Raw genomic sequence first — 21587 nt, 5'->3', positions numbered from 1 at the left:
AAATATTAAAGGATTATCCGGATTCTCAAAGTAAAAAGCCAATAACCGGTTTCAATCTTTCAAATATTTGTCTCGAAAACCGGGGAAAAGCCTGTGAATTTGAAAGAACATAACCGGAGCGGCGTTAAATAGCCGTCTCACGTCTGTCTTTCCCCGCGCCTCGGCGCGGCCCGAGCCGGAAAAAACCTGAAATTCAAAAGAAAAGAACAAAACGGCGAGTTGAGAAGAAGCCTCAACCTTCATAGCTTTTCTCTTCCTTGAGAACTTGCCTTACATTTGTTTCCAGGAGATTAAGCCTGTAATTTATGATATCCCAGACGATATCAAGGTCAATTCCAGAGTAATCATGGATCAGGATATTTCTCAAACCCACAATCTTTTTCCATTCTATTTCCGGATATTTAACACGGATTTCAGGGGCAATATGTCCGGCAGCTTCTCCTATTACCTCAAGATTCCGGATTACAGCATCTATTAGCATTTCATTTTCCAAGAACTCGTCAAAGGAAGAATCGCCCAGGTATTTTTGAATTTTTTCAATCGAGTCAAGAATGTCCTCCAAATAAAGAACAGGACTTTTCTCAGGCATACACAACTTCCTTCATGATGATATCCTTAAGTTGCCGCTTGAGTGCTTTTTCAGTAACGAGGTCAACTTCCCTGCCAAATAAGTCTTCCAGGTAAAACTTCAGGTCCATGTAATTATCGAATGTTTTCTGACCCTCTTCAAACTCAACGAGTACGTCAAGATCGCTATCTTCCCTTTCCTCCCCCCTCGCAAAAGAGCCGAATATCCCGATCCTTTTTACCCCGAATTTCTGCCGGATAAGTTTCTCATGCTCTTTCAAAGTCGAGATAGCATCCATAATTAGTACTCGGCATCAATCTTTTAAATATTTGTCTCGAAAAACCGGAAAAAGAGAACATTCGGCTCAGGAATCAAAAAGACGGGGAAACGTTAATAGCCGTCTCCCGTCTGCCTTCCCCCGCGCCCTGGCGCGGCCAGAGCAGGAAAAACTCTGAAATACAAAAGAAAAAGCTCAATTACGTCATCAGGAATCAAAAACAGGGGAAGCTATTCCAAAATCGTCCCTTGCATTTTTTTCTGAACATTTCGCCCCACAGCCGGATTCATTTCTTGTTCATTAAAATACAATTTATGGGAAAAGCCGATCAGCAAGCTGACCGGTGAGAGTGCCGGTACCTATGAAGCAGATCCAAAAAAGGTTTCCGGGGATAACCAAGCAGGGACAATTTGCCCGTTTTTTACAACTCTGTTATTATATTTCGCCGGGGGACGCCAGAACCAACCCGACGCAACGTTCAAAGTATGAGCGCTTGAAGTATGAGATTCCAGGGCAGAGAGAGTTTCAAACTCAATGACTCAAAAAACGGAGCAACATTAATAGCCATCTTCCGTCTGTCTTTCCCCGCGCCCCGGCGCGGCTCGAGCAAGAAAACCCCTGAAATGAAAAAGAAAAGAACACAATGATGCCATTAGCAATCGAAAACAAGCGCACATATTCTAAAATTTATACATTTTAGTCTTCAAAATATATTTATGGGAAAAGCCGGTCAGCAAGCTGACCGGTGAGAACGCCGGTACCTGAAGACCAGATTCAAAAAAGGCTCCGTGTGTCAACAATTTGCCCGATTTTTACAACTCTATTATTATATTTCGCCGGGGGACGCCAGAACCAACCCGACACAACGTTCAAAAAACGCGCCCAAAAAAGGAACTTTCAACCCTCTGCCTCGATCGCTTCAACAACCCGCCTGCAAACCCTATCCATAAGCACCCAGTAATCCCCTACATGGTGATAGATCTCTTCCGCAACGTCCTCAAAGTTAGCATGCTCAGTAATATTCTCAATCTCTTCCCTCAGATCGATCATCTCAAGTGCCCGCACCGTTTCTTCTTCATCCATAAGCCCGACCTTGAACGCCATCCTCATGCAGGGCTTGGGTAGATCGCATACTAATCCTTCATGGACGCAGAGGTAATCTTTCAGGAGCCTGACGAAGATTTCGACGCTGCGGTTGAATCTGAGCAGAGTGGCGTCCCGGATGATTGGGGAGTAGGGTTCGGAGAGGATTTCGTTGAGGGAGGTTAGGGATTTTGTTGTGAGCTCGAGTTTGAGGTTCAGGTTTTGCATTGTTCATTCTTTGATGTCTATTCGCTTAAAATTATCTAAACTTCCTGAAATTATGGCCTGATCATTACATTAGTTAAAGTTACCAAAAACAAACCGAGAGTCAACCAGCCCAAAAATCCTTCAATCATAACCCATTTTCTGAACTTGTCTTTTGGATACCAATCTCCATACCCAATTGTAGCAAAGGTGACCATGCTGAAATAAAAGGCATCCCAGAAGGATACTTTTTGAGTATGATTGTTTGTCTCTAATCGAGAAATACCTGGATTCAGCCAATCAATCGTGGGAATAAATCTTCGGAGACTTTCGGGAAGTAATCTGCAAATACAATCTATTTTTTCTTCACCACTAAAAGAAATAGTAGGCCAACCTCGATAAAAAAAAGAGAATAGTAGAACGATTAAACCACCTAAACCAAAAGCACGATATGGTCTTACCCCGTATCCACAACTATATTGCATAAATACATCAAATATTTTTGATTGAAAAGACATATCTCCATGTATTCTTTTTTCGACTCTGTATTGATAGTAAGCATTATCAGTATCATCAAATTGTTCAAGATTCCTGAAATTCCTTATTACTTTTACATATGTTGGACCATCAAAAACAAGTGAATTTTCAAGAGAATCCCAACTGACTTTCATTTCTTTGAAATCAATATCATTTAGTGAAACGCTTTTAAATTCAGCATCTGAAAAGTCGACAGTATCAGCAAAATTTACCTCTTCGAAGCTGGAAGTATTACTGAAATTTGCAAACCAGAAGAAAGCAGAATCGCCAAAAGTAGCCTCATGAAAATTGACAGGACCTCCAAAAGTAGCATCTGCAAAGTAGGTAGAATCGCCAAAAGTAGCCCCACAAAAATTGGCAGAACCTCCAAAAGTAGCATCTGCAAAATCAACAAAATTGCCAAAAGTGGCCATATAAAAGGAGGTAGAATCGCCAAAGGTAGCATCCTCGAAGTAGGTAGAATCGCCAAAAGTAGCCCACCCGAAGTAGGTAGAATCGCCAAAAGTAGCATCCTCGAAGTGGGTAGAATCACCAAAAGTAGTCCAAAAAAAATCAGCAGAATCACCAAAAGTAGCACCATTAAAATGAACAAAATCGCCAAAAGTAGTATCATAGAAGTCAGCACCATCACCAAAAGTAGCACCATTAAAATAGGAAGAATATCCAAAAGTAGCATCTTCGAAGATGGCAGAATTGCCAAAAGTAGCATTTTCAAAGTCGGCAGAATTGCCAAAAGTAGCATCCTCGAAGATGGCAGAATTGCCAAAAGTAGCCCCATGAAAACCGGCAAAATTACCAAAAGTAGCCAAATTAAGATCGGCAGAATCACCAAAATTAGCGTTCTCGAAGTCGGCAGAATCGCTAAAATTTGTACTTATAAAAATAGCAGAGGAAGAGAAATTTCCATCAACAAGAGACAAGGATTTTTTAAATAGTGCATTTGAGAAATCAAGATCATTTTCAAAAATTGAATTCCTGATTATGATATTGCTTTCAACAACCTTTAACTCTTTATTTATTCCACAATACTCCAACTTTTCCTCGCTGAACCCGTATCCAGATAATTCATGATACTTTGGATTAGGAACAGTTTCGAGTTCTATTTCACTTAAATTGAGTTCTCCAATTATGCGGCAATTTACGAGATATACATCTTCTCCACTCTCTATTTGCTTTAAGATTTCACTTGCCTGGACTTCTCTATATTCAACTGCCAGACTAACCATTGACATGGAAGTAATCACTAAAAATGAAAAAAGAGCCCAAAAAAATAACTTCCAGAACCTCATCAGAATGTTTTTCGATGTTGTACATATTAAATTTTATGAAATAATCTCAATTAAGAATTTATCAAAAACTTTCAACTTGATTTCCCTGAAGATTTTATTAAATCTCTTTATCCTCCTCCCCAGCCTCAGACCAGTATAAATTTAATATGATGAATCCGTTATCCCTCTAATATTCCGGACAAATCACGAATTCACAATCATCTAATACCCCCCAATCAATCATCACGAGGATTTATAAAATGGACAAGTACGAGCAGGTTATCGAGCTGGCAAAACGCCGCGGTTTTCTCTGGAACTCTTTTGAGCTTTACGGCGGGAGCCGTGGTTTTTACGATTACGGACCCCTCGGGAGCACGCTGAAAAGGCGGATCGAGCAGATCTGGAGGGAGTTTTACGTTATTCAGGAAGGGCATATGGAAATCGAGTGCCCGACCATCGGGATCGAGGACGTCTTTGTAGCATCCGGGCATGTGGGCGGCTTTTCGGACCCCCTTTGCGAGTGCAAGAAGTGCGGGGAGGCTTTCCGGGCAGACCATCTGGTGGAAAACGTCATGGACGCGGCAGGGACCCTGAATGCGGAACAGCTTACGCAGGTCATAAAGGAAAAGGGAATCACCTGTCCCGAATGCGGTGGAGAGTTCAACGACGCCTACGAGTTTAACCTGATGTTCAAGACCACCATCGGGCCAGGAACTGGAAGGCAGGGCTACCTCAGGCCGGAAACGGCTCAGGGGATGTTCGTAGACTTCCAGAGGCTTTCCCGCTTCTACAGGGAAAAGCTCCCCTTCGGGGCAGTGCAGATCGGAAAGTCCTACAGGAACGAGATTGCCCCGCGGCAGGGCGTAATCCGCCTTCGGGAGTTCACCCAGGCCGAGTGTGAGATCTTCACGGACCCCAGGGACAAGAGCCACCCAAACTTCGAGCGCTTCGCAGACAAAGAACTTACACTCTACTCCCAGGAAGCCCAGGAGAAGGGTGAGCCGTTCAGGATGACCGTCCGGGAAGCAGTCGAGAAAGGCGTCATTGCCCACGAGTTCCTGGGCTACAACCTCGCGCTTACAAACGAGTTCCTCACAAAGATCGGGATCGACCCCGCAAGGCTCAGGTTCAGGCAGCACCTGAAAGACGAGATGGCCCACTACGCCATCGACTGCTGGGACGCCGAGATCGAGATGGACCGCTTCGGCTGGGTCGAAACTGTGGGAATCGCCGACAGGACCGACTACGACCTGAACGCCCATGCAAAGGTCAGCAAGACCGAGCTTTACGTCTACGTGGAATACGACGAGCCGAAGATGGTCACCCGCTTCACCGTAAAACCGAACATGGGAAAGCTTGGCCCCATCTTCAAGGGAAAGGCAAAAGCCGTTTCAGAAGCCCTCAAGCAGCTCTCCGAAGCAGAACTCAGCCAGGCAGAGATCAAAGTGACGGTGGACGGCGAAGAAGTCAGCGTCAGCTCCGACATGGTAGAGTTTGCGGAAGAGACCGTTAAGGTCAGCGGCGAGGCAGTCGTGCCCCACGTTATCGAACCCTCCTACGGGATTGACAGGATCTTCTACGGGACCATGGAACATGCCTTCGAAGAAGAGGACGTGGCTGCAAAGGAAGCCGATTCCGGGTTGAAAGGTGCAGGCGAAGCAAAAGAAGGAGATTCAGAAACTGCAGTCGAAACCGAGGGCAAAGCCGACGCCGAAACCGAAGAAGAAACCCGTCTGGTCATGCGCTTTTCCAGTGCCGTTGCCCCTGTCCAGGTGGCAGTCCTCCCGCTCCTGACCCGGAAAGAACTCGCAGACCCTGCAAAGGAAATCCTGGCAAAGTTCAGGGAAAAGAACCTGCTGGTCGCCTACGACGATTCCGGAACCATCGGGCGCCGCTACCGGAGAAACGACGAAATCGGAACTCCCTACTCCGTCACCGTTGACTACACCACCCTGGAAGACAAAACCGTCACCATCAGGGACAGGGACTCCATGCGCCAGATCAGAGCCCCGGTCGAAGGCATCGAAGACGTGCTCTACGAACTGATCTACAGGGGCAGGAGCTTCGAATCCGCAGGCAAACCCTTCAACTTCTGAATCCCTGCAATCCGAAGCTGCAAAAAAGCTACAATTTGAAGCTAAAATCTGAAGTTGAAAAAAAGCTGCAATTTGAAGCTACAAAAAGCTGTAAAATAAGGGCTCTTAACAGGGCCCACAGCAAACTTTTTATTTTTTATTACTTTTTTTATAACACGGACGTATTATAGTACTAACTGACAGCACTGAAATATCACTAAGCTGATAACACCAGGCTGATTAAGCTGAGAGCACTGAAGTATATCACTAGGCTGACAGCATAAACCAAAAGCATTAAACTGACAGCACAAACTGAGAGCACTGGATCGAAATGAGCGACACACTCTTCACGAACGAGCCTTCCTACATCAAGCACCCGCTTATAAAACCCGATACCGTAGAGCAGAGGCTCTACCAGCTCAACCTGGCAGGAAAAGCCCTTGAAGGTCCGAGCCTGGTGGTGCTCCCGACGGGCCTTGGAAAGACAATCATAGCCCTCTTTGTCATTGCCTCCCGGCTCCAGCGTTTCGGGGGAAAAGTCCTCCTGCTCTCCCCGACAAAACCTCTGGTTGAGCAGCATGCATCTTTTTTCAGGAAGGTAATGAATATCCCGGAAGAGGAAGTCCTGACCTTTACGGGAAGCATCTCTCCTGCTGAGCGGGAAAAGCTCTGGGGAAAAGGCAGGCTGATCGTGTCCACGCCCCAGGTGATCGAAAACGACATCCTGACAAAGCGAATCAGCCTTGAGGACGTTAGCCACGTCACCTTTGACGAAGCCCACAGGGCTGTTGGGAATTACGCTTACACTTTCATTGCGGAAAAGTACTTTGAAGCTGCCAAAAACCCGCACATCCTGGCGATTACCGCAAGCCCGGGGAGTTCCGACGAGAAAATAGCCGAGGTCTGCGAAGCCCTGCATATCGAGAACGTTGCCGTGAAAACGGAAAAGGACAGGGACGTCAGGCCCTATGTGCAGGAAAAGGAAATCGAATGGGTAAAGGTAAACCTTCCACCCGAAATGAAGGAGGTCCGGGACCTGCTTGAAATAATCATGGACGACCGCATAGGGAAACTCGGGGAACTGGGCTTTCCGGTTGCTGCCCGGAAAAACATGTCCAAGAAAGACCTGCTGGCCCTCCAGAAAAGTCTCCAGTCCGAACTCCGGGGGGAAGGAAACCCGGCAGTCTTTACCGCCCTTTCGGTCCTGGCAGAAATGATGAAACTGAACCACGGCATAGAACTGATCGAGACTCAGGGAGTGCTTGCCCTTAAAAAATACCTGGAAAAACTCGGACAGGAAGCCTTTGCAAAAGGCGGGACCAAAGCCGCAAAACGGCTGATGGAAGACCTGTACATGCGAAAAGCCCTCCACATGTTAAAAGAAAATATGGGGGAAGTCGAGCACCCGAAACTCGGCCTGGCACAAAAAATCGTATCCGGACAGCTTGAAGGAAGCCTGGAATCAAGGGTTATCGTCTTTACTAACTACAGGGATACTGCGGAAATGGTCACGGATGCCCTTTCCGAAGTTCCGGGTCTTTCACCTGTCCGCTTTGTGGGGCAGAGTTCGAAGTACAAAGATAAAGGACTTACCCAGAAAAAGCAGGTAGAAATCATAGAGAAATTCAGGGAAGGGGAATACAACGTCCTGGTAGCGACTTCCGTGGCAGAAGAAGGGCTTGACATCCCTTCCACCGACCTTGTGCTTTTCTACGAACCAATCCCCTCGGAAATCCGGAGCATCCAGCGCAAAGGCAGGACCGGAAGGCTGCATAAGGGCAGGGTCGTCGTGCTGGTGACAAAAGGGACCAGGGATGAAGCTTACTACTGGAGCAGCAAAAATAAGGAAAAAAGGATGCTCAGTAGCATGCACGGCCTGGAGTCTGTTCTGGGCTCGAAAAAGGTCACTGACCTTTCGGCTTTTGAAAACGGAACAGGAGCAGAAGCAGGCGCAGAGTTCGAAAAGCAAAAGACCCTCGGGGATTTTGAAGTTCCAGGCGAAACAGGGGGCGAAACCCTCAGGGTAGTCATCGACCACCGGGAAACGAAAAGCGGGGTTGCAAAATCCCTCGACCGGATGGGGGTGGGACTAAGCTTCAAGGCCCTGGAGGTCGGAGACTATGTGGTGAGCGACCGTGTAGCGGTTGAGAGAAAACGCACCGATGACTTTGCCAGTTCCCTGATTGACGGAAAACGCAACCTCTTTGCCCAGCTCTCGGACCTTGCCCGGGTGTATGAAAAACCTGTCCTGATTATCGAAGGTGAAGACCTGTTCACCGCAAGGCAGCTAAATCCAAACGCGATTTACGGCTCCCTGGCGTCCATTGCAATCGATTTCGGGGTTTCCATCCTTTATTCCCGGGACGAAGGAGAAACGGCTTCAATCCTGAAAGTGCTTGCAAAGCGCGAGCAGATAGGAGAAAAACGCGAGGTCAACCCCCACGGGAAAAAGTCCGCCAGTACCCTTGCCGAGCAGCAGGAATACCTGGTCTCCGCAATCTCCAACATAGGACCCAAAGCCGCCAGAAACCTCCTCCTCCATTTAGGGTCCGTGGAAGCTGTCATGAACGCCGACACGGAAGAGCTTCAAAAGGTAAAGCTGATCGGCCCGAAGACCGCAGCCAGGATAAGAGAAATCGTAACGAGTCAGTACAAAGGATAAAAAGAAAAAAAACCAGGATTTAAAATATAAAAGCCAGGACCCTGCAGAAATAAAAACCATATAATGACCAGGAGGAAGCGGACAACGTCAGAGGAAAACCGCTTTTATCAGTACATGAAACAATAATATTTAACCCTGCAGACCCCGGAAAATTCCGTTTTTTAAAAAGGAAATTCCCTGGAGGGAATTCCCACGAGAGAGAACCGGTCTCTTTAATACCTTTTAAGGTTGCAACGCCTTTTCAAATGATGCCCAAGCACGGTACTTTCCGGTTCAGACAGCATGCAGAAAAGGAGGACGATCCACCCGAAAGGAACCAGAAGGACCAATCCACAAAGCAATTCTAGAAAGGTAAATAGATATGAAACCAGACCTCTGGACATATCTCGCATGCTTTCATCACCTCTCAATAGTAAAGTGTGAGTTTCTAAAATATAAAGACTTCTAAAATAAATTTATGAAAAATCGTGATAGATAAAAGAAGGGGTCTGGAACAGGATCCGGAAAAAAGGGCTTTGTTCTCAATGATAAATAGTGATATATGGACTGTCTTCAAAGAGAGTTTGAAAAATATTTTCACAAAAGAAAAAAATACCTTCCATCTGATAACGAAAAATCTTTCCTCCACAGAATTAGGATTTATAAAATGAGAAATAGAAACCCTACCTGAGAAAATGAAGGGCCGGAATTGTAACGATAAATCACGATCTATAAAAAAGAATATTGGAAGTTCTATATTTGTAGAAATATACAGAGATGAAAATACCGAAGTCTTTATAAAAATCTGCAGAAACCTTGACCCAGGCAAATAAGAAGAGAAAAGACAGCAAGAGGGGCAACGGCACGAAGCGGGGAGAAGCCGTAAACCTGAAAGGAAAAATATGCCAGAAGATAATTTTCCGGCGCATTCCACCTTCTTGCAGCGAGTCAGGGCGCTCTTACCTGAGAGTACCGGGAAGATTATCAGCCTCTAACCCTTAAATCCTCAAACCGTCAGCCTCTAAAATGTAAATCATCAAACAGGGAAGGAATTTAGCATTCATTCCTTTCTCAGTATTTTCTCAAGCTCTCGATAAGGCTCAGACCTTTTTCAATCAGTTCGAACTCCTCAATGACCCTTCGGGGATCCTTTTCAGCCTGCAGGAAAGTGGCAATGCTGATGAGTTTTCTCAGGAGCAGGGCTTCAAGCTCTGCCCGGTCTCCCTGAAGTTCGGGGACGTAAACAGGTCCGGCTTTTTGTACTGCAGCCTTCTGCCGGGGCAGCTCTTTGCTCTCGGGAACAGGGCTCTGTACCTCTGCCCTGAACTGCGGGACCCTCTCTTCTACTTCCACGGCTGCTTCTGCTCTCCTGGGCTCGAACCAGGAATTCTGACGGCTTTCCTGGACTTCCTTGTTGGTATCATACCAGGGCCTGCTTTTCTCGGGCAAAGTTCCGGTTTCCGGGGCAGGCCTTTCCACGGGAGCTTCAGGGACTGCTTCTATGGATGCCTCTGTTTCCTCTTCTCCTTCCTCCCGGACATCACAGAGTGGACAGATTACCTGACCCTGGTACCTGAACTTCGGAGCACCACAAACTTTGCAGTGCTCGGCAAGCATCGTACCTCCGAGTTCAAGGAAGCGAGCTATTCTTTTTACCTTCTGATCTTTCTCGGAATCCATGTATTAACCATCCTCTCTGCACACATTCGTACTTCTCTTATAAGATTTCTCCTTTCCACTCCATATATATTAAATTACCTCAATCTCCCCTTCGAGGGAAAAATCCCAGGGTAAAAGAAGGCATCGGGGTGAAGGAAAATATCAAGGAAAAGGAGAAGACCAGAAAAAAGTAAAGCATCAAGCCAAGAAAAGACCAGAATAAAGGAAAAAGACCAGAATAAAGGAAAAACAGAGGGGAAATAAAAACACTATACGAAAAGACAATGAGAAAATAAAAAAAATGATAATATCGGGAATTACCGATAATATTTTATATAACAAACCTGTCTTACACTAAATTAGCTAGCTCTTATTTTACATTACAATTAACCACCGAAGGTGATTTGAATGTCATCAGTTGATTCAACAGAAGTTATCAGGCAATGTCTCCATGTCTTAGAAAGCATAACCAACGACTCGTCGGTTCCCAGAAATATCAGGCGTTCCGTAAACGAAATCACGGACATCCTTACCAATGATTCCGAGCCCCTTTTCCTCAGGGCCGCATCCAGCATCTCCATTCTCGAGGACGTCAGCAACGACCCGAATCTCCCACTGCACACAAGAACCCTTATCTGGAACCTCTCAAGCCAGCTCGAAACCATTCCCGTTGACGAGTAAATCCGTTGATGAGTGAGTGGCACTTAAATTGACACTTGAAACAAGAAAAAACACAATTTCTCAAAGGACACAATTCTTCCAAAGAACAAAATTATCTCTCAACTCTTGAGATAAAACCAGAATAAAAAACCGAATACACCCGCTAAGAACGAACTTAAAGCTTCGGAGACGGAAAACGCGCTTCGAATACGTTTTTAAGACCTCCCTGTTTAAAGCCCAAAAGGTCACCTTGTTCTGAAAAAAGACAGCAGGGAAACGTCATCTTTATAATTCATATATACTGTCGGCTGATGCGGGTGCACTCCGAAACGAGTGCGCTTCCGGGAAAGCCCGGCACAGAAAAGAGGGAAAAAATACCCTTTACTTCTTTTTTATTCATTCCGTGTGAAGCAGAATTAGAAGCCTCATTTCGGATCTATTGGAGCTTATCAAAACGGAGCTTATCAAAACGGAGTTTATCGAAAAGGAGCCTATCAAAACGGAGCTTATAGAAACACGAAAAACTCCGGAAACTCCGGGAAAACAGAGAAGTTACAAATTTTAAGAAATATGGCTGTCACCGATAGGCATAATATGTTTGAAGGGAAAATTGCTGGAAGTATTCAGCAAACTTTAAACAAATCCTGTACAATCCACAAAGGGAAAGGTTTGAAACGGGCCTTCTCGAGGGGGTAATGAAATAAATGCTCGAAGAAATTTCAGCCAGGGTAAGGGAAAATTTTGAGGCAAAGGATAGGGTAAGAGAAGAAGGACTAAAGCTTTCCCGGCAGGTCGTTAGGGACTGCCGGACCGCTACGTTTGCCCTGCACGGACAGAATTTCAAAAAAGCCGAAAAGAACATCGAAGAAGCAAAAAAAGCCCTTTTCAAGCTTGATGTTCTCTTCGAGGAGCACTCTGACATTTACCACGCAGGCTTTGTGGAACACGCCCAGCAGGAGTTTGCGGAAGCCTCCATCCTTTTAGGCCTGCTCAGGGAAGAGGAAAAACCTGAAACGCTGCCTTCCCCGGAAGCCCTGAGCATCGGATATGCTGCCTACCTGAACGGGCTCGGAGACGTTGTGGGGGAACTCAGGAGACATGTCCTGGACCTTATCAGGACGGAAGCCCTGGAAAAAGCCGAAGTGTTTTTAGGGATAATGGAAAATATCCATGCAGTCCTTATGGACTTTGACTACCCGGACGCGATAACCCGGGGGCTCAGGCGAAAGACCGACGTAGCCCGCGGCCTGATAGAAAAGACCAGGGGAGACCTCATCAACGCAATCCAGCAAAAGAAACTGGAAACGGCAATGAGGGAACTGGAATCCAGGCTTGGACCCGCACCGTTCCCGGAGGAACACATCGGCCCGGGATCACGGTAAATCACATTAACCACATCACTAAGCAGACTTCCATAATACAGAATTTCATAATTCAAACTTCCATAATACAGAATTCCCATAATGTAAACTTCATAATCATAATACAGAATATCATAATACAAAATTTCATAATGCGGAGATCCATAATTCAAACCATAATTCAAACTTCATAATGCGCAGATGAATATAGCACTGCGATAAAGGATTCCGATAATCAATCACAAGAGGATACCCATGAGATTTGATCCAGAGAAGATAAAAAAGGAAACAAAGGAGAACTTTGACCTTGCCTGGAACGAGGGGAAAAACCTGATCAAAACCCCTTCCCTGAACGAACGTTATCCCAGGACTACCCTGAAGTACGGGAAAGCCCACCCGGTCTATGACACCATACAGAAGCTGAGGGAAGCTTACCTCCGCATGGGCTTTGAAGAAATGATGAACCCTCTGATCGTGGATGAAAAAGAAGTCCACAAACAGTTCGGAAGCGAAGCCCTGGCAGTTCTGGACCGCTGTTTCTACCTGGCAGGCCTGCCCCGCCCGAATGTAGGGATTTCTGACGAGAGAATCGCCCGGGTCATGGAGATCCTGGGAGACGTAGGAGAAGAAGGTGTTGACAAAATAAGGAAAGTCCTCCATGCATACAAGAAAGGCAAGGTTGAAGGAGACGACCTGGTCCCTGAAATTTCCGCAGCCCTGGAGGTTTCGGACGCCCTTGTGGCTGAGATGATCGACCAGGTATTCCCGGAATTCAAGGAACTGGTGCCTGTGGCAAGCACGAGAACCCTGCGCAGCCACATGACCAGCGGCTGGTTCATTTCCCTTGGTGCTCTGCTTGAGCGAAAAGAACCTCCCTTCCATTTCTTCTCAGTGGACCGCTGTTTCAGGCGGGAACAGCAGGAAGACGCTTCCAGGCTCATGACCTATTACTCGGCTTCCTGCGTTATCATGGACGAAGACGTGACTGTAGACCACGGGAAAGCCGTTGCAGAAGGACTCCTCTCCCAGTTCGGCTTTGAAAAGTTCCTCTTCAGGCCCGACGAAAAACGCAGCAAGTACTATGTGCCTGACACCCAGATCGAAGTCTTTGCTTTCCACCCGAAACTCGTGGGTTCGAACTCCAAGTACTCGGACGGCTGGATAGAGGTCGCAACCTTCGGGATCTATTCCCCGACAGCCCTTGCCGAATATGACATTCCGTGTCCGGTTATGAACCTGGGGCTCGGAGTCGAGCGCCTTGCCATGATCCTCCACGACGCCCCAGACATCCGCTCTTTGACCTATCCGCAGATCCCCCAGTACTGTGAATGGGAGATTTCCGACAGCGAGCTTGCAAAGCAGATATACGTTGACAGGGTCCCGGAAACCCCCGAAGGTAGGGCCATTGGGGAAGCAGTGGTCGCCCAGTGCGAACTGCACGGGAGTGAACCTAGCCCCTGTGCCTTCCCTGCATGGGAAGGGGAAGTCTGCGGAAAGAAAGTAAAGGTATCCGTAATCGAACCCGAGGAAGAGACAAAACTCTGCGGTCCCGCAGCTTTTAACGAAGTCGTCGCCTATAATGGGGACATCCTGGGGCTTCCGAACACCAAAAAATGGAAGAAAGCCTTTGAAAACCACTCCGCAATGGCAGGCTTCCGCTTCATAGAAGCTTTTGCCGCCCAGGCTGCCCGGGAAATCGAAGAAGCCGCAATGTCCGGGGCAGAGGAACACATCACAAGGGTCAGGATTGTAAAGGTCCCTTCAGAAGTCAACCTGAGGATAGGCCCCATGGCCCAGCGCTACATCACGGGTAAGAATAAGAAGATCGACATCAGAGGCCCCATATTCACCACGGTTAAAGCTGAGTTTGAATAAAAAATAAGGGACCGAAAGAGGAATGTGCCTCATGCAGAGTGAAAAATCCGCTGTCAAGGGTTTCCCGGAACTCAGCAGGCTGATGGAAACCGGGGAACCCGTATGCGTGACCTTTGAAACGGGAGAAGAAAACGTAAAAGGGAAACCCGGAGAAGGAAAAACTGAGGAAGGAAAAACTGAGGAAGGAAAGCCCGGGAGAAAAGAAGCTGCTGAGGCTCACAGCGAAATCCTTCCCGAAAAATCCGACCTGCTCTTTTGCGAACTCGTGCACAAAGCCCGTTTCGGGGAAACTTTCAGGATCTCGGGGCAAGGCTGTTCCCCCGGAAATTACGTGCTCGGGCTTTCGGAAGAGAGCCCGGCTGCTTACTACCTGAAATCCGGCAGGTACAGGGATCCGCAGGCTGCTGAAAAGGCGGCTCTGGCGCTTCCCAGGTTCGATAAAAAATTCTGTACCGTAAGAATCGAGCCCCTTTCCCGGAACAAAGGCGATTTTGACGCACTGATCCTTTTCCTGAAACCCGAAAAAGCCATGCGCATCGTCCAGGCCAGCGCATATGCAAAAGGAGAAAGGGTAAAACTGGATACCCTGGGCGCTGCTTCCGTCTGCGGGGACTGTACGGTGCTCGCCCTCCGGGAAGGCCTGGGGCTTTCCTTCGGATGCAAGGGGTCAAGGAAGCACAGCGGGTATGAGGACTTTGAGGTCCCTCTCGGGATTGCTTTTGACAAAGTTAAAGAAATAGAAGACGGGCTTTCAAGCCTTCCCGGGACTAAAGCCTGAAAAAAGGAAAAAACACTTAGATCAAACACTTAGATCAAACACTTAGATCAAACACTTAGATCAAACATTTAGATCAAAACACTCAGACCAGGCTTTTTGCTAAAAGCACCACCTTATCAAAAGTTTCTGTTACAGCTCCGAATCCAGAAGCCTTTGCTCCCACAAGGTCGGGGGAAACGATCGTCAGGATCAGGAAAATACAGATAAGGACAACAGCATAACGAAAAGCCTTCCTTACGGTGAAACCTGCTGAAAACCCGGATTTTTTGCCGGTGGCGTCATCAATATCTTCATCAATTCCTTCATATTTAACTTTCACATAGGACCAGTCCGCACTATTTTGCCCTGAGCCGTATGAAACTTCTTTCGACCGGTCATGAAGGTTCAAACTCTTTTCAGAAGGAAGGTATTTAGACCTCTCGGGTTTTCCGGACTCGCCGGGACCTTTGGAGGAGGAAGCCGGGCTGGACGAGTAGGATTCACGATCGGATTTAAAAGAAACGTAGGAAATACCGGTCGATTTGAAAGCACCCTTAGAACCTGAAACAGGCTGATCGGGAACTGGAGAAATGGACGAGTCCAGAGAAGGTGCATCGGAATCGGAAGAAAAACCCTCGGGATCCTCTGGTTCGGAAGACGCTTCCACTGCCTTTTCTTCAGGTGGCAAGGATGCGTCGTATACCTTTCTTTTCCAAGGATTTTTAAGAGTTTCGTAAGCTTCTTTGATTTTTATGAACTTTTCATGGGCATCAGGGGATTTAGACCGATCCGGATGATATTTCTTTACAAGTAAGAGATACCTGTTTTCAATATCTTCGGGGCTTGCAACCCTGGGTATATCCAGTAATTGATAGTAATCCATTACCTTTCCCCCTTTGAAAGCTCTGATTTTATGTTTTTAAGGTGTCAGTCATTGAGCCCGGCGGGCCTCTCGATAGTAACACTTCGCATGTTTCCTGTGGCAAGGTCTCTGGCTGTAGCGTTTATTATGCCGTTGGCATCGATATCAAAAGTAACCTCTATCCGTGGGACACCTTTCAGAGAGGGAGGAATATTCTCCAGGATAATTGTTCCCAGAGCCACATTTTTGGATGCCTCCTGCTCTTCTCCCTGGAGAATCTTACCCCTGACGACCTCCTGGTTGTCATAATGAGTGGTAAAGACCTTACTATTTCTGGTAGGTATCGTCGTGTTCCGGGGAATTATGAATGCCGTCGTGTCCCCTACGGTTTCAAATCCCAGTGTAAGAGAGGTGACGTCGAGGAGCACAAGATTGCCGCTATCGACCTGCTGGTTCCCGGAACTTTTCAGGTACTCATTTCCGAGGATCCCTGCCTGGACAGCCGCTCCCATTGCCACAACTTCATCAGGGTTAATGCTCTGAAGGGGGGATTTTTCCATGAAATCTTCTACCCGTTTCGCTACGGCAGGGATTCTGGTAGACCCGCCCACAAGAATGACTTCATCAATATCTTGAGGAGAAAGTCCTGCATCTTTCAGGGATTTTTCCATGATTGAAATGGTTTTATTAACAAGGTCCTCGGTCATTGCTTCGAATTGTTCCCTTGAGACCTCCATATCCAGACGTTTATTTTCAGAAATGTAAGGGAGATCAACGTTTGCAGTCATAAGGGAAGACAGGTCAACCTTACATCTCTCCGCGGCTTCCTTGATACGCTGCATGGCCTCCACATTTTCAGAGAGATCTGTCCCTTCGGCTTCCTTAAACTCCGAGAGCAAATAATCGACGATTTTCCGGTCGAAGTCATCACCACCAAGTTCAGTATCCCCACAGGTAGCCAGCACTTCGAAAACGCCGTGTTTGATTTTGAGGATCGATACATCAAAAGTTCCGCCGCCGAGGTCGTAAACCAGGATTTTCTGGTCCTGGACACCGTCTCTCAGGCCGTAGGCAAGAGCTGCCGCTGTAGGTTCGTTTATAACCCTCAGCACATCCAGGCCTGCCATTTCCCCAGCTTTTTTCGTTGCGAAGCGCTGGGAATCGTTAAAATAAGCCGGAACCGTAATCACGGCTTTTCCGACAGCATCCCCAAGGTATTTCTCCGCATCGACTTTAAGCTTCTGGAGAATCATTGCAGAGATTCCGTGCGGTGTATAGTGCTCGTTGTTCAGCGGCACCCTGTAGTCAGGTTTTCCCATATATCGCTTTATGGACTGAACGGAATTCTCGGGATTGGAAACTATCTGCCTTTTGGCGAGTTCTCCCACAAGCAGTTCATTCTTTTTTGAAAAACCTACAACTGAAGGTGTAAGCCTTTTTCCTTCTGAGTTTGTAATGACCTTCGGTTCCCCGAGTTCGATTATTGCTGTACACGAATTGGTGGTCCCAAGGTCTATACCCAATACTTTACTTCTGACTTGAGCCATAAAGTCCCCCAAAATTTTATTATGGAGACATGAGATATTAACTTTTCTATTACAGTATTTTGACCAATCTGTTCTACCAAACCAGAAAATGGACTATATCTGTATTATAATATTTACATTCGAAGTACTTAAGATATTAATTTTTCCATTAAAATATTGAAGTCTATTATTAGTTCATACCTATATTAAACTTATTAAACAATTAGACCATTAAACTATTAAAACCTTTCAATCCGTTTAAACCATTAAACTATTAGAACTTTCAATATGTTCAAACCATAAAACCCTTAAAAGCATCATCTTTTAGATTACAAGACCACCAATCACATTAAATTACTTAGACCATTAAAAGATCAAATTCACCCAAAAAAATTAAACCATTAAAAGATCAAATTCGTTCAAAACATTAGACCATTAAAAGATCAAATTATCCAAAACATTAAACCATTAAACTAGTTAAACCATTAAACCGGTTAACTGGAAAATTGAACTCAGTAAAATCCTCGCCTTTAAAAGAGAGGAATCAGTAAATATTTTTTTACATTGAATAATTATGAAGGGTAGTAAAAAACAAGTTTATCAGGAGAGCAGAAATGTTGAAAAAAATTATAGAAATTGACCCTGATGAACAATTTCCTTTCCTGGAGGAAAAAGCAGATCCGCCTCAAGTTGACCCAGGGAATTGAGATTTAGAAGAAAGAGTTTGCACCGGCTTTATCGATGAGAAGAGCTGCGGAAGCGCAGATGTCCCACTTAAATCAATGGGATGACTTTATATAGAAGTACAAACATGTAAAATGCGTTTTTAATTCCAAGATACCAATTCACGCTAACGGAGGATTAGATACATGGCAGGACAAGGACAGCCAATATTCATTTTAAGAGAAGGCAGCAAAAGAACCAGAGGCAGGGATGCCCAGAACAACAACATCATGGCCGCAAAGGCAGTAGCCGAAGCAGTCAGGACCACCCTCGGCCCCAAGGGAATGGACAAGATGCTTGTTGACGGCATGGGTGATGTGGTTATCACCAATGACGGTGCTACCATCCTTAAAGAGATGGACATCGAGCACCCCGCCGCAAAGATGGTTGTGGAAGTTTCCAAGACCCAGGACGAAGAAGTCGGAGACGGAACCACCAGTGCAGCTGTAGTCGCCGGAGAACTGTTAAAGAAAGCTGAAGATTTGATCGAACAGGAAATCCACCCCACCATCATCGCCTCCGGGTACAGGCTGGCAGCCGAAAAGGCCACTGAAGTCCTGAAATCCCTGGCAATGACCGTGGAAATGTCCAACCGGGACCTTCTGATCAGCATTTCCGAGACAGCCATGACCGGAAAGGGCGCAGAGTCTTCCAAGAGGATTCTTTCCGAAATCGCCGTGGACGCAGTTACCAGCGTTGTAGACACAAACGGAAAGAACACCGTGGACAGAGAAAACATCAACGTTGTCAAGAAAGTAGGCGGCAGGGTCGATGATTCCGAACTTATCCCCGGCATGATAATTGATAAGGAAAGAGTCCACACCAACATGCCCGAAAAAGTCAACGATGCAAAGATCGTCCTCCTGAACTCCGCAATAGAACTCAAGGACACCGAAGTGGACGCAGAAATCTCGATCACCTCTCCGGACCAGCTCCAGTCCTTCCTTGACCAGGAAGAAAAGATGCTCAAGGACATCGTAAACAAGGTCATTGACAGCGGGGCAAACGTCGTATTCTGCCAGAAGGGCGTTGAAGACCTGGCCCAGCACTACCTTGCAAAGGCAGGTATCTTTGCCGTGCGCAGAGTCAAGAAGAGCGACATGGAAAAACTCGCCCGTGCAACCGGCGGCAAGCTCATCACCAACATGGACGAGATTACCCCCGAAGACCTCGGATACGCTCAGTCCGTGGAAGAAAAGAGAGTTGGCGGCGACAACATGACCTTTGTCACCGGCTGTAACAATCCGAAGGCAGTTACCATCCTCCTCCGCGGTGGTACCGAGCACGTTGTGGACAGCATCGACAGCGCCCTCGAAGACGCAATCCGTGTAGTAGGCGTGGCAATCGAAGACGAGAAGCTCGTTGCAGGTGGCGGCTCCCCTGAAGTGGAAGTTGCACTCAGGCTCCAGGAATACGCAGCAACCCTCGAAGGCAGGGAACAGCTTGCAGTCAAAGCCTACGCCGAAGCTCTCGAAGTCATCCCCAGGACCCTTGCAGAAAACGCAGGTCTCGACCCGATCGACATGCTCATGGAGCTGCGCTCCCAGCACGAGAAAGGCGTGAAGACCGCAGGTCTCGACGTCTACGAAGGAAAGGTTGTTGACATGTGGGAAGCCTTTGTTGTCGAACCCCTCAGAGTCAAGACCCAGGTAGTCAACGCCGCAACCGAATCCGCAGTCATGATCCTCAGGATCGACGATATCATCGCCTCCACTCGCGCAGCCCCCAGCCCAGAAGAAATGGGCGGAATGGGCGGAATGCCACCAGGAATGGGTGGAATGCCCCCTGGAATGCCTCCAATGATGTAAATTTCTGAAAATAAGGTTTAAAATTCGGGCAAACCCCGAAAACGAGAAAAGAAGGTGCGGTTTTTAACTGCCCTTGTTTTCTTTAAAAATTTTTAGCCAGAAACACTTGTTTTCAGGAAAATGCCTGTTGCAGGAATTCAACCTGTTGCAGGTTTTTAACAAAATTTCTTGTGAATCTCCAAGGTTTTTTTATAAGGCCCTTAACCGGGTCTTTTAAAGAATTAAACTACATTATGGTCTTTTTTAAAAAGATTTGCAAGAAAAACGCACATGATATTCTTCAAATAACAGGCGCACAAAAAATGAAAGCACACACATACTTTCATGCCAAAAGAATATCAGGATTTTTCAAGACAGTTCAGGATATCCTTTGCTTTAAATTTTGTAGTTATTATCCGTGTCCTGCCTCTCTGTCCTTTCCCTGTAAAGTCAGCGTCCACGTAGTTTAGGGCCTGGAGTTTGTTGACCATGCCGTAAAAGCGCGTGTATCCCAGGTCTGTGAGTTCATGAAAGGAGTTATAAAGTTCCCCAGCCTGGATTTCCCCTTTCCTTGCAACCAGTCCCAGGAGAGCCTTTTCAGGGTCAGAGAGGAGGCTTATGCCCCTGCATAGATGCAGCAGTTTGGAAGCCTCATAGGCTTTTTCCACGTCTTCGGAAGAAATTGTGCGACTCCCTCTCCGCTCGGCATTGAACCCGGAACGTTTCAGCAGGTCGATCCCGACCCTCAGGTCCCCTGTCTTTTCCACGTAAGAGACAACCATTTCAAGCACTTCTTCGGAAACCACCTTCGGGTAAAAGCCGTACTTCACCCGGTCCCTCAAAATATCCAGGATTTCCTCATACCCATACCTGGGAAAAGAAACCTCTTCCGGCAAGAAAACCGAGTTGACCCGAGCATCAAGCCGGTAGAGGTCCGAGGCGTCGTTCACGATCCCGATTACCCCTATCCTGACCCCCGGATACTGTTCATGGGCTCGCAGGAGAGAATACATGACCTCATTTGCATGCCCTTCGTAGCAGAGGTAATTGAGGTCGTCCAGGGCCAGGAGCAACACTTTTTCGGAGGAGATCAGGAAGTCCACAACATTTTCAAAAAGTTTTCGAAAGGCGACCCCGGAGCTAGGAGGGGAAATTCCAAAAAGTTTTTTGTAAATCCTGGAAATAACCGCAAAACGAGTGGAATCAATCTGGCAGTTGACCTTCACCGGCACGACACTGGTAGTATGGGCCTCGACTTCCCTGAAAACCTTCATGACCGCACTGGTCTTTCCCGTCCCCGGGGGCCCCACCAGCAAGCAGTTCATCGGACGCATGCCGCGCAGGGCGGGGCGAAGGGCAAACCTGAGCGAGTTCAACTGAGTGTCCCTGTGGGGAAAATAGTCAGGAAGGTGGTCAGGTTCGAGTACGGAGGGGTCCTTGAAAAGGGTCTCGTCCCAGAGTAGCATGTCGTTATTGGTCAAGAGCAATTACTCCATTCGCTTATGAAAGGGTACACCGGATTCATGCGGTGAATTTTTGAATATTTTTTGGCTTTGGAATTATTTTCTTTTAGATTATACTTAGCTTTAGATTATGTTCATCCTTAAATTATTTAGCCTTAGATTAGTTTCATCCCTAAATTATGTAACTGTAAATTATGTAACTGTAAATTATGTAACTGTAAATTATGTAACTGTAAATTATACTCACCCTTAGGTTTTAAA

At 46.7% G+C, this 21587-nt stretch carries 17 protein-coding genes; 8 read left to right on the top strand and 9 right to left on the bottom strand.

Annotation, left to right across the window (positions count from 1 at the left end; genetic code table 11):
• Positions 1 to 51: 51 nt before the first annotated feature.
• The 5 genes from ACSAZK_RS10465 to ACSAZK_RS10445 all read right to left on the bottom strand — a co-directional run bounded on the left by ACSAZK_RS10465 (position 52) and on the right by ACSAZK_RS10445 (position 3958).
• Positions 52 to 243, bottom strand: coding sequence for a hypothetical protein (locus tag ACSAZK_RS10465; protein WP_440954084.1), 192 nt, complete (start codon positions 241 to 243; stop codon positions 52 to 54).
• On the bottom strand, positions 233 to 589 hold the full coding sequence (locus tag ACSAZK_RS10460; RefSeq protein WP_440954083.1) for a HepT-like ribonuclease domain-containing protein: 357 nt from the start codon (positions 587 to 589) through the stop codon (positions 233 to 235). Before ACSAZK_RS10460 ends, ACSAZK_RS10465 begins: the two co-directional genes overlap by 11 nt.
• Positions 582 to 866, bottom strand: coding sequence for a nucleotidyltransferase family protein (locus ACSAZK_RS10455; protein ID WP_440954082.1), 285 nt, complete (start codon positions 864 to 866; stop codon positions 582 to 584). The genes ACSAZK_RS10460 and ACSAZK_RS10455 overlap by 8 nt, the downstream gene beginning before the upstream one ends.
• Positions 867 to 1742: 876 nt before the next feature.
• Positions 1743 to 2156, bottom strand: a complete 414-nt coding sequence (locus tag ACSAZK_RS10450; RefSeq protein WP_440954081.1) for a nucleotidyltransferase substrate binding protein — start codon at positions 2154 to 2156, stop codon at positions 1743 to 1745.
• A gap of 50 nt (positions 2157 to 2206) precedes the next feature.
• The gene (locus ACSAZK_RS10445; RefSeq protein WP_440954080.1) at positions 2207 to 3958 is read right to left on the bottom strand and encodes a pentapeptide repeat-containing protein; all 1752 of its coding nucleotides are present in this window, start codon (positions 3956 to 3958) and stop codon (positions 2207 to 2209) included.
• Positions 3959 to 4197: 239 nt separating this feature from the next.
• Between ACSAZK_RS10445 and glyS the strand changes: the two genes are divergently transcribed.
• The 3 genes from glyS to ACSAZK_RS10430 all read left to right on the top strand — a co-directional run bounded on the left by glyS (position 4198) and on the right by ACSAZK_RS10430 (position 9324).
• Positions 4198 to 6033 (top strand): glycine--tRNA ligase, encoded by a 1836-nt coding sequence (glyS, locus tag ACSAZK_RS10440; protein WP_440954079.1) that lies wholly within the window; start codon positions 4198 to 4200, stop codon positions 6031 to 6033.
• A gap of 310 nt (positions 6034 to 6343) precedes the next feature.
• Complete coding sequence (locus ACSAZK_RS10435; RefSeq protein WP_440954078.1) at positions 6344 to 8674, top strand: DEAD/DEAH box helicase; 2331 nt, start codon at positions 6344 to 6346, stop codon at positions 8672 to 8674.
• A gap of 467 nt (positions 8675 to 9141) precedes the next feature.
• Positions 9142 to 9324 (top strand): hypothetical protein, encoded by a 183-nt coding sequence (locus ACSAZK_RS10430; protein WP_440954077.1) that lies wholly within the window; start codon positions 9142 to 9144, stop codon positions 9322 to 9324.
• A gap of 400 nt (positions 9325 to 9724) precedes the next feature.
• Here the strand turns inward: ACSAZK_RS10430 and ACSAZK_RS10425 are convergent, their stop codons facing one another.
• Complete coding sequence (locus tag ACSAZK_RS10425) at positions 9725 to 10333, bottom strand: Sjogren's syndrome/scleroderma autoantigen 1 family protein (RefSeq protein WP_440954076.1); 609 nt, start codon at positions 10331 to 10333, stop codon at positions 9725 to 9727.
• A gap of 387 nt (positions 10334 to 10720) precedes the next feature.
• Here ACSAZK_RS10425 and ACSAZK_RS10420 point away from each other — a divergent pair, with 387 nt between their 5' ends.
• The 4 genes from ACSAZK_RS10420 (at position 10721) to ACSAZK_RS10405 (ending at position 14986) form a co-directional block, all read left to right on the top strand.
• Positions 10721 to 10993 carry a UPF0147 family protein gene (locus tag ACSAZK_RS10420; protein WP_048182107.1) on the top strand — a complete coding sequence of 91 codons (273 nt, stop codon included), beginning with the start codon at positions 10721 to 10723 and terminating at the stop codon, positions 10991 to 10993.
• Positions 10994 to 11676: 683 nt separating this feature from the next.
• On the top strand, positions 11677 to 12354 hold the full coding sequence (locus ACSAZK_RS10415) for a haloacid dehalogenase (RefSeq protein ID WP_440954075.1): 678 nt from the start codon (positions 11677 to 11679) through the stop codon (positions 12352 to 12354).
• Between the two features lie 234 nt (positions 12355 to 12588).
• Positions 12589 to 14208, top strand: a complete 1620-nt coding sequence (gene sepS, locus ACSAZK_RS10410; RefSeq protein WP_440954074.1) for an O-phosphoserine--tRNA ligase — start codon at positions 12589 to 12591, stop codon at positions 14206 to 14208.
• Positions 14209 to 14239: 31 nt separating this feature from the next.
• A complete protein-coding gene (locus ACSAZK_RS10405) occupies positions 14240 to 14986 on the top strand; it encodes a DUF169 domain-containing protein (RefSeq protein WP_440954073.1) in 747 nt (248 codons plus the stop codon).
• A gap of 82 nt (positions 14987 to 15068) precedes the next feature.
• On the opposite strand, the gene ACSAZK_RS10400 is transcribed toward ACSAZK_RS10405, so the two are convergent.
• A complete protein-coding gene (locus ACSAZK_RS10400; protein WP_440954072.1) occupies positions 15069 to 15848 on the bottom strand; it encodes a J domain-containing protein in 780 nt (259 codons plus the stop codon).
• Positions 15849 to 15892: 44 nt separating this feature from the next.
• The gene (gene dnaK, locus ACSAZK_RS10395; protein ID WP_440954071.1) at positions 15893 to 17374 is read right to left on the bottom strand and encodes a molecular chaperone DnaK; all 1482 of its coding nucleotides are present in this window, start codon (positions 17372 to 17374) and stop codon (positions 15893 to 15895) included.
• Between the two features lie 848 nt (positions 17375 to 18222).
• Here dnaK and thsA point away from each other — a divergent pair.
• Positions 18223 to 19884 (top strand): thermosome subunit alpha, encoded by a 1662-nt coding sequence (gene thsA / locus ACSAZK_RS10390; RefSeq protein ID WP_440954070.1) that lies wholly within the window; start codon positions 18223 to 18225, stop codon positions 19882 to 19884.
• Between the two features lie 338 nt (positions 19885 to 20222).
• Here thsA and ACSAZK_RS10385 read toward each other — a convergent pair whose 3' ends face one another.
• Complete coding sequence (locus ACSAZK_RS10385; RefSeq protein WP_440954069.1) at positions 20223 to 21344, bottom strand: ORC1-type DNA replication protein; 1122 nt, start codon at positions 21342 to 21344, stop codon at positions 20223 to 20225.
• Positions 21345 to 21587: the final 243 nt, after the last annotated feature.

The organism is Methanosarcina sediminis (assembly GCF_052056915.1).
In the GTDB taxonomy this organism is placed as follows: domain Archaea; phylum Halobacteriota; class Methanosarcinia; order Methanosarcinales; family Methanosarcinaceae; genus MTP4.
The sequence above is the reverse complement of the archived record's forward strand: the minus strand, read 5'-3'. Positions and strand labels throughout refer to the sequence as shown.

Coding starts and splice junctions, on each gene's coding strand:
- ACSAZK_RS10435 (WP_440954078.1), top strand. CDS start 6,344: ATGAGCGACACACTCTTCACGAACGAGCCTTCCTACATCAAGCACCCG.
- ACSAZK_RS10460 (WP_440954083.1), bottom strand. CDS start 589: ATGCCTGAGAAAAGTCCTGTTCTTTATTTGGAGGACATTCTTGACTCG.
- ACSAZK_RS10405 (WP_440954073.1), top strand. CDS start 14,240: ATGCAGAGTGAAAAATCCGCTGTCAAGGGTTTCCCGGAACTCAGCAGG.
- sepS (WP_440954074.1), top strand. CDS start 12,589: ATGAGATTTGATCCAGAGAAGATAAAAAAGGAAACAAAGGAGAACTTT.
- ACSAZK_RS10455 (WP_440954082.1), bottom strand. CDS start 866: ATGGATGCTATCTCGACTTTGAAAGAGCATGAGAAACTTATCCGGCAG.
- glyS (WP_440954079.1), top strand. CDS start 4,198: ATGGACAAGTACGAGCAGGTTATCGAGCTGGCAAAACGCCGCGGTTTT.
- ACSAZK_RS10445 (WP_440954080.1), bottom strand. CDS start 3,958: ATGAGGTTCTGGAAGTTATTTTTTTGGGCTCTTTTTTCATTTTTAGTG.
- ACSAZK_RS10425 (WP_440954076.1), bottom strand. CDS start 10,333: ATGGATTCCGAGAAAGATCAGAAGGTAAAAAGAATAGCTCGCTTCCTT.
- thsA (WP_440954070.1), top strand. CDS start 18,223: ATGGCAGGACAAGGACAGCCAATATTCATTTTAAGAGAAGGCAGCAAA.
- dnaK (WP_440954071.1), bottom strand. CDS start 17,374: ATGGCTCAAGTCAGAAGTAAAGTATTGGGTATAGACCTTGGGACCACC.
- ACSAZK_RS10465 (WP_440954084.1), bottom strand. CDS start 243: ATGAAGGTTGAGGCTTCTTCTCAACTCGCCGTTTTGTTCTTTTCTTTT.
- ACSAZK_RS10450 (WP_440954081.1), bottom strand. CDS start 2,156: ATGCAAAACCTGAACCTCAAACTCGAGCTCACAACAAAATCCCTAACC.
- ACSAZK_RS10420 (WP_048182107.1), top strand. CDS start 10,721: ATGTCATCAGTTGATTCAACAGAAGTTATCAGGCAATGTCTCCATGTC.
- ACSAZK_RS10400 (WP_440954072.1), bottom strand. CDS start 15,848: ATGGATTACTATCAATTACTGGATATACCCAGGGTTGCAAGCCCCGAA.
- ACSAZK_RS10415 (WP_440954075.1), top strand. CDS start 11,677: ATGCTCGAAGAAATTTCAGCCAGGGTAAGGGAAAATTTTGAGGCAAAG.